Annotated in this window: 9 protein-coding genes and 1 other annotated feature; of the genes, 4 read left to right on the top strand and 5 right to left on the bottom strand. The window is 60.6% G+C overall.

The window, feature by feature from the left end:
* The first annotated feature begins 311 nt into the window (after nt 1-311).
* Nucleotides 312-605 carry an ECs_2282 family putative zinc-binding protein gene (locus RMET_RS30865; protein ID WP_200876194.1) on the top strand — a complete coding sequence of 98 codons (294 nt, stop codon included), beginning with the start codon at nt 312-314 and terminating at the stop codon, nt 603-605.
* Nucleotides 602-1,063, top strand: coding sequence for a hypothetical protein (locus tag RMET_RS30860; RefSeq protein WP_011229422.1), 462 nt, complete (start codon nt 602-604; stop codon nt 1,061-1,063). Before RMET_RS30865 ends, RMET_RS30860 begins: the two co-directional genes overlap by 4 nt.
* On the opposite strand, the gene RMET_RS30855 is transcribed toward RMET_RS30860, so the two are convergent.
* The 5 genes from RMET_RS30855 to RMET_RS30830 form a co-directional block, all read right to left on the bottom strand.
* Entirely contained in the window at nt 1,060-1,746 is a 687-nt protein-coding gene (locus RMET_RS30855; RefSeq protein WP_011229421.1) for an SOS response-associated peptidase, read from the bottom strand. The two genes, RMET_RS30860 and RMET_RS30855, sit on opposite strands and share 4 nt — an antisense overlap.
* 133 nt (nt 1,747-1,879) lie before the next feature.
* A protein-coding gene (locus RMET_RS30850) for an IS3-like element ISRme15 family transposase (protein WP_085960508.1) occupies nt 1,880-3,129 on the bottom strand; the annotation gives its coding sequence in 2 pieces (ribosomal slippage) (nt 1,880-2,835 and nt 2,835-3,129; 1,251 coding nt in all).
* Nucleotides 2,720-2,836 (bottom strand) — a sequence feature (AL1L pseudoknot). (Overlaps the previous gene by 117 nt.)
* A gap of 4 nt (nt 3,130-3,133) precedes the next feature.
* Nucleotides 3,134-3,361 carry a hypothetical protein gene (locus RMET_RS30840; RefSeq protein WP_155877861.1) on the bottom strand — a complete coding sequence of 76 codons (228 nt, stop codon included), beginning with the start codon at nt 3,359-3,361 and terminating at the stop codon, nt 3,134-3,136.
* 387 nt (nt 3,362-3,748) lie between these two features.
* Complete coding sequence (locus tag RMET_RS30835; RefSeq protein ID WP_011229417.1) at nt 3,749-4,225, bottom strand: ATP-dependent DNA ligase; 477 nt, start codon at nt 4,223-4,225, stop codon at nt 3,749-3,751.
* Between the two features lie 157 nt (nt 4,226-4,382).
* Complete coding sequence (locus RMET_RS30830; protein WP_029309126.1) at nt 4,383-4,946, bottom strand: hypothetical protein; 564 nt, start codon at nt 4,944-4,946, stop codon at nt 4,383-4,385.
* A gap of 37 nt (nt 4,947-4,983) precedes the next feature.
* Between RMET_RS30830 and RMET_RS31945 the strand changes: the two genes are divergently transcribed.
* Together RMET_RS31945 and RMET_RS30815 are read left to right on the top strand one after the other, a co-directional pair.
* Nucleotides 4,984-5,685 (top strand): helix-turn-helix domain-containing protein, encoded by a 702-nt coding sequence (locus RMET_RS31945; RefSeq protein ID WP_011514867.1) that lies wholly within the window; start codon nt 4,984-4,986, stop codon nt 5,683-5,685.
* Nucleotides 5,686-5,743: 58 nt separating this feature from the next.
* Nucleotides 5,744-6,930 (top strand): IS3-like element ISRme13 family transposase gene (locus tag RMET_RS30815; protein ID WP_085960481.1). Its coding sequence is split into 2 segments (ribosomal slippage): nt 5,744-5,999 and nt 5,999-6,930, totalling 1,188 coding nucleotides; the frame shifts between segments, so codons are not numbered across the junction.
* Nucleotides 6,931-6,954 lie beyond the last annotated feature (24 nt).

Below are 6,954 nucleotides of genomic sequence, written 5' to 3'. Positions count from 1 at the left end.
AGGCAACCCTCCAAGTATGAAACGTCACAAAATGCAGTTTGAGCCGATTCTAGGGGCTAGATGGTAGCGGGGCAAGGAAAAACGTCACGTTCTATATGGTGTGAGTGGAAAAAACGACGCAATACCATATAGAACTGATCGCGCCGGGGAGGACGATGTGGAACGTCAGGCACTTGACGAGCCGTGCCGGCTTTGATCTAGGCGGGTGAATCTGACGAGGTCGACCAACGAGCAGAAGCAGCTCGGACAGGGAGCTGTCGAGCAAGTGCCTGCCACGTACCTTCTGGTGTGGTTTAGTGCCGTGCTGGCCAATGAACTACACCACAGAGGGATCAGAAATGTTGCAAGAGGGAAAGTACGACAGGACAGTCCAACTGCAGTGCCCCACATGTGGCGGCACTGACTTCGCCAGCATCGAGAACGCGCCAGTTCCGGAGCTGCTGAAGTGCACGCGTTGCGGACGTGAGATTTCCCGCGAGAACCTGGTGAGCGAGAACGGTGCTCACATACAAGCCCATGTAGATGAGGTGAAGGCAGAGGTAGTGGCTGACATCAAGAAAGAGATCGCCAACATCTTCAAGGGCTCGGGGTTCAAGCTGAAATGACTGAGAGCGACTTCATCGCAGCCGCGGCGCTGATCGTTTCCGTTGTCGGTACGGGCGCGTCGGTGCTCTTCAACCATCGGCAGAAGGGTGTCAATCAGAGCCAGAAGTTGCTGAACGAGCGTCTGCTGGCCAGAGAGGAGGCGGAAGCAGCGGCAGAGAAAAAGGCTGACGTGAGCACTGCGTTTGCCATGCGCGGTTCCAACGACAGGCGCTTCAAGGTCTTCAACCGGGGACGGGCCGCTGCCAGGAACGTACGCATCGAGTTCGTGGACGGCAATAGCATTCTGGTCGAGTCACAGGTGCGCAGCACGTTCCCGCTGGAGCGGCTGGAACCACAGTGCGGGGTGGACCTGATTGCAACTGCCCATCTAGGGCTCGCGGAACGGAAGTTCCAGGTGAAGATCTCCTGGGAGGACGAGACTGGGCCCCAAGAGAAAATCGAGTGGCCCACGCTCTAGGCCTCGACGGCTTTCTTGCGCGGTGGTGCCGGTGCTGCCTCGGCCACCATGGCATCAGCCGGATAGAGCCGCAGGAAGCTGCGGGCGAGTTCCGGATCGCGGCAGTTCAACCAATCATCCCACTCGTCGCGAGGCAAGATCACTACGCTGCGTTTCTCTTTGCCTGGCGCGTGCATGCGCCGCATGAGAGCATGGGTTTCGGCCGCAACCGTTGGCATCGTGAAGGTGGCCGAGCCGTCCGGCCAATCGCGCCACAAGCCGGCAATGGCGAAGGGCTCGCCATCAGGTAGCCCGATACGCCACCGCACGGCCTTGCCTGTCTCCCAGCAGGGCTCATACACAGCGGTGGCCCCCACAAGCGCGAGCCGGCATTCACGCCAGTACTTTGCAAACGACTGGAGCTTGCCAATGGTTTCCAAGCGGGCGTTCATGGTGTCGTAGTCCCGCACCTTTGGGGGAGCGCCAGTCCGTTGCATCGTCTCCTCATTGCGCCGCTTTATCTCCGCTTTGGGCACCATCCCAAAACCTGCCAGCACGCATTCCCGTTGGCCGTGGTCGCCGGCGCGGATGATCGGGGCAGGGTAGTCTCGCCACGCCTCTGCACGCCATTCGTCGGAAGGCGGCTCGACGCCGAACACGTCCCGTAACACCTGGCGTTGCACGGGGGCGTAATTCACGCACATGACTTGTCTCCGTTGTCGGGTGGTGGTGATGGTACCTTGCCGCGCCCGCGTACCACGTCAGCGCGGATGGGCGTGTCCATTTCTGCCTGCGTGATCGGCCTGAATCGCCCCGGTTTTCGCGGAGGCTGTTTGGTTAAAGTAAAACGGCCTCGTCGGCGGTTTTGCCGAGTTGGTTGTAGTAGTTTGCCTCAGCCTCGGCGGGCGGGATATAGCCGATGGATGAGTGCAGGCGCTTATGGTTGAACCAAGCGACCCATTCCAGTGTTGCCAGTTCGACGGATTCCCTGGTTTTCCAAGGCGCGCGGCGATGGATCAGCTCGGCCTTGTACAAGCCATTGATCGTCTCGGCCAAGGCGTTGTCGTAACTGTCGCCACGGCTGCCGACCGACGGCTCGATGCCGGCTTCGGCCAGGCGTTCGCTATAGCGGATGCTGACGTACTGCGATCCCCTATCGGAGTGGTGGGTCAGAGAACCGTCGTTGCCAGGCTGGCGAGCGTATAGGGCCTGCTCCAGCGCATCGAGCACGAAGTCCGTCGTCATGGATTTGCTCACGCGCCAGCCGACGATGCGCCTGGCGTAGACGTCGACGACGAAGGCCACGTACAGCCAACCCTGCCATGTCGAGACGTAGGTGAAGTCCGAGACCCAGAGCTGATTGGGACGGTCGGCCCGGAACTGCCGGTTGACGCGATCCACCGGGCGACTGGCGGCGTCGTCAGCGATGGTCGTTCGCAGCCGCTTGCCGCGCCGCACACCTTGCAGTCCCTGGGCGCGCATCAATCGCTCGACCGTGCAGCGGGCAACCGTCACGCCCTCGCGGTTCAGTTGCCGCCAGACCTTGTCGGCGCCGTAGACGCGATGGTTCTCCTGCCACACTCGCTGGACTTGCGGCATGAGCCGTTCATCACGACGCGCACGGTCGCTGCGCCGTGACGGATCACGCAGCCGTGCGGCATGGCGCCGATAGGCCGACGAGGCAACCTGCAACACCTTGCAGATCGGCTCGACCCCGTAAACCTCCCGGTGCCGGTCGATGTAGGTGTTTACGACTTCAGCTTGCGGTCGAGCTCCGCCTGCGCGAAAAAAGCGCTGGCAGTGCGCAGGATGTCGTTGGCGCGGCGCAGCTCTCGGTTCTCCCGCTCCAACTCCTTGATGCGTTCTCGCTCGCTGGTGGTGACGCCTTCGCGCTGTCCGCTGTCGACTTCGTGGCGCTTGACCCAGGTCAGCAGCGTCTGCGCCGAGCAGCCGATCTTGGGCGCGATGGACTCGACCGCCACCCACAGCGACGGGTACTCGCCGCGCGACTCCTGCACCAGGCGCACGGCGCGCTCGCGCACTTCCGGGGAAAACTTGTTTGCGTTGTTCTTGCTCATGGCTCGCATTCTCTCAAGAGTGAGAGCCTCCGCAAAACCCGGGGCGATTCAGCCGCAGCAGCCAGGCCTGGCGGTACTCCCTCAGATCGAAGTCGGCCCGCTCAAACCCCGTCAGGATCATGTCGTCGGAGGTGAGTTTCACTATCCGCGCGTCGTACAGAACGCCGAGCTCCGCCACGTCCTGGTGCTTGCTGTAGGCCATGAACGCATGAGCCATCACGCGATGGGCGCGCGTATCCATGCGGTCCTCGATCAACACCTGGCCGCGCCATAGCGACTGCCCGCCCCACCATCCACGGTGTAGTCGGCGCCCCTCCTGACAGAGTTTCATGACTTCGAATAGCACTGTATAAATATACAGTATCGAAGGGGCGGGCGAGGCAGTGCGTTGGAATGAGATTGCTCGTGAACAATGCAAGAGAACCGGCACGCTGAGCCACTGAAGTGTGATCTATCAGGTTCTCGTCCCGCAGCATCACCAACGTGGCCCGGCTGGTCTGCATCGGTGTTATCCTGTCATGTCACTTGGCGCCTTGGACCAACGGCTAGCTGCTCCCTCCTCGGACGGACGCTAGCCGCCAGGAGTGCCTTTAGAAACGGTCGCGTGCGGCCGTTTTGCTTTGGTGCATCAGATATCGCGCTTGAAGCCGGGAAGGGTGGCGCCCGGTCTCTTGATCTTGAGCCAGTCGCGCGAGGGCCCAGCCACGTAGGCGCTGCCTACGCGCTTCGCCACCATTCCCTCAAGCTGCAGCGCAATCACGGCAGCCCACATCGCCGCGCCGTCATCGATGGCGCTCACATACAGCACGCCAGGCAAACCCGACACCAACGCCGCCAAGCGTGCCTGGCGCTCCTCGATGGGTTTGCCACGAATGTCCGTGCCGGCATGCACCAGCAGATCGAACGCACACAGCACCACTGGTGGTGCGCCCGGATACCAGCGGCGCCGCATAGCGCGCTCGTGCAACTGTACGAAGTCGGAGCGCCCGTTGACCAGCACGCACATCTCGCCGTCGATGATGTGATGGCCAGCGGGCAGACCGGTTAGCGTGGCAGGAATCTCCGGAAACCATGTCGTGGCATCCGCGCCGCCGCGCGTGCGCAACCGATCCCGTGTGGCCAGCGTGCGGTAACCATCGTGCTACGGGGAATACTGCCAGGTGCCCGTACGCGGCAGGGCCTTACTGGCTACCGCCAGCATCGGCTGAATATCCTCGAGCTCGAGCAGTTGCCGGCGCGGCACGGCGGGCCCTTGCTAGCAGCTATGCGCGCGTGCGCCCGCGCAAGATCCACCGTGCCACTGCCGCGCCGGCCCAAATGAGCAAATAGGCAGCCACTGAAAGGGCGAACATGGCGACAATGTGTCTGACATACATGTACGGCTCATGCTGTTCTTCCCATGCGTACATCATCTTGGTTTGCTTCTGGCAAACCCCGATGTAGTCCGCTGCGGGGTCAAGCTGCAGCCCCTTGCTGATGGCAATGTCCTTGCAGTCCTGCAAAGACTTGTCGAAATCGATCTGCAACTGCAAACCGCGGGCAAAATGGAAGTACGTCGGCACCCCAAGCGAGAGGATCACTGTCAGAACAATCGCTAGCCGATTCCACATGCCAAGCCTAAAGTGCCGAGCCATCTGACTTCCCCCTTGCTCTGCTATCGGCTCTCTGATGATTGGTGCCGGCCAACGCGAGTCTACGCCAGGCGAGGCGCCAACGACAGCCAGCCGCGGCTGCGGGTTTTCGAACCCAGCGCCATCCATCAGGATCACAGCAATGAAAGTGCGAGAGAACTCATTCCTATCCTTGATCATTCCATCTTGACGCATATTATTCGCATAGGATGCGTCGACATGGAGGTGAATCATGGTCCGCAAAAACGCGATGAAAAGAGCGAGGCGTCTTGCGCGCTTGACGCAAAGCGAAATTGCAAAGCGGCTCGGCCTGAGCCAATCGACCTATCACAGGTGGGAGTCCGGCGAGATCGAGGTTCCAGAGGCGAAGGTGATTTCTCTGTCGGAGGCACTCGGGGTATCTGTAGAGTACTTGCGAGGGCAGCCTGAGCCATTTGATATCGAGGGAATGGATGAGCAACTTCCTGCAGACAGGAAGAACTACGGATTCGCAGCGATTCACTTTAGTACCGGCTGTCCGCCGTTGCTACTGCCGATATCTGATGGAGAACGCAGTCGCATCCTGATACAGCTGGATGATGCCGACACGCTAGGGATTGTCATCCAATCATTGGATAACAGGACCGTGTACATCCGTCGCGCAGCGATGGGCGACATGTACCTAACCGGCCATGAAGTGGGCGAGGGTGGGCCAGAGGAATATGGTGACCAGTACCTTGGTGTTGCTCCGGATGATACGTTTTGGAGGATAGTGTCACAACTGGACTCCCCCCATGATCTTCTGGCGAAGGCTGAATTCACCGAAGAAGAGGTTCTGGCGGTTTTCACTCATATTCGACCATCCTCGCCCGCTTTGGGCGGGACGCCTAGCAGAGTTGAATTCGAGGGTTTGGATTGGGACGCAGTTGTTGCTTCGGTGGACAAGAAGATCTGAGCTTGCCCCCGCAAAACGAATCCCTTGCTGAGGTTAAACTGAAGCAAGGAGAGATGTGATGACAAGCAAGACAAAGCGGGCGCAGTACACGCTGGAATTCAAGCTGGAAGCGGTACGGCTGGTGAAGAGCGGGCAGAGCATGGCAGTGGTTAGCGCGACCCTGGGCATCAGAGCGCAGACGCTGCATAACTGGGTCAAGGCGGAGCGGGAAGGCAAGCTGACTGGTGCGGGTATGAAGCCGGTCAGCCCGGAGCAGATGGAGCTGGCCCGGCTTCGGGCGGAGGTGGCGCGCTTGAAGATGGAGCGCGATATTTTAAAAAAAGCCGCAGCATACTTTGCGAAGGAGTCGGTGTGAGGTATGCGTTCATCGAGCGAAACCGACGTTACTGGCCGGTCTCGGTCCTGTGTGAGCTGTTAGGGGTCAGCCCCAGCGGCTATCACCAGCGCAAGCAACGCACAGTAAGCACCGACAGGCCAGATAGAGGCCGACTCAGTGACGATGCCTTGTTGGCCCACATCAAGGCGATTCACGCCGGGGTCAAGGGGGAGTACGGCTGGCCGCGCATGTGGAAGGAACTGCTGGCGCGTGGGGTGCGGGTGGGCAAGGAGCGTGTTCGCAAGCTGATGGCGCTGCACGGCATCCGTGCCCGCCACAAGCGCAAGTACATCGCGACAACCAACTCGAACCACGATTTGCCGGTGGCCCCCAATCTGCTGCAACGCGACTTTAGCCCAGCAGCACCCAATCAAGTCTGGACGAGCGACATAACCTATGTGGCGACCGCCGAAGGCTGGCTCTACCTGGTGGTCATCATCGACCTGTTCAGCCGGCAGGTGGTTGGCTGGTCGATGCAACCACACATGAAGGCCGAATTGGTCACGGACGCGCTGCGCATGGCCTGGTTCCGGCGCCGCCCGGAAGCCGGTGTGATTGTGCACACCGACCGGGGAAGCCAGTATTGCAGCCATCTGTTTCAAGACGCCCTGAAGGCGTATGGCATGCGCTCGTCAATGAGCCGCAGGGGCGATTGCTGGGACAACGCGCCGACTGAGAGTCTGTGGGGGTCGTTGAAGGTCGCTCGCCTGCACGGTCGCCAGTTCGCTACCCGCCGCGCCGCAATGGACGAGGTAATTGACTGGCTTGGCTTTTATAATGCCAGCCGACTCCACTCGACGCTGGGCTACGTCAGCCCCATGACGTTCGAGAAAAACTGGTCCGCAGCTCAGCAACACCGGGCTGCCTAATTCCCTCGGTTATGGGATTCGTGG

Source organism: Cupriavidus metallidurans CH34, assembly GCF_000196015.1.
Lineage (GTDB): Bacteria > Pseudomonadota > Gammaproteobacteria > Burkholderiales > Burkholderiaceae > Cupriavidus > Cupriavidus metallidurans.
This window is presented reverse-complemented; position numbering and strand designations above follow the sequence as displayed.

What these genes read in the sequence shown, in the direction of transcription:
- RMET_RS30865 (WP_200876194.1), top strand. Translation starts at nt 312, where the DNA reads ATGAACTACACCACAGAGGGATCAGAAATGTTGCAAGAGGGAAAGTAC.
- RMET_RS30860 (WP_011229422.1), top strand. Translation starts at nt 602, where the DNA reads ATGACTGAGAGCGACTTCATCGCAGCCGCGGCGCTGATCGTTTCCGTT.
- RMET_RS30855 (WP_011229421.1), bottom strand. Translation starts at nt 1,746, where the DNA reads ATGTGCGTGAATTACGCCCCCGTGCAACGCCAGGTGTTACGGGACGTG.
- RMET_RS30840 (WP_155877861.1), bottom strand. Translation starts at nt 3,361, where the DNA reads ATGGATACGCGCGCCCATCGCGTGATGGCTCATGCGTTCATGGCCTAC.
- RMET_RS30830 (WP_029309126.1), bottom strand. Translation starts at nt 4,946, where the DNA reads ATGCGTCAAGATGGAATGATCAAGGATAGGAATGAGTTCTCTCGCACT.
- RMET_RS31945 (WP_011514867.1), top strand. Translation starts at nt 4,984, where the DNA reads ATGGTCCGCAAAAACGCGATGAAAAGAGCGAGGCGTCTTGCGCGCTTG.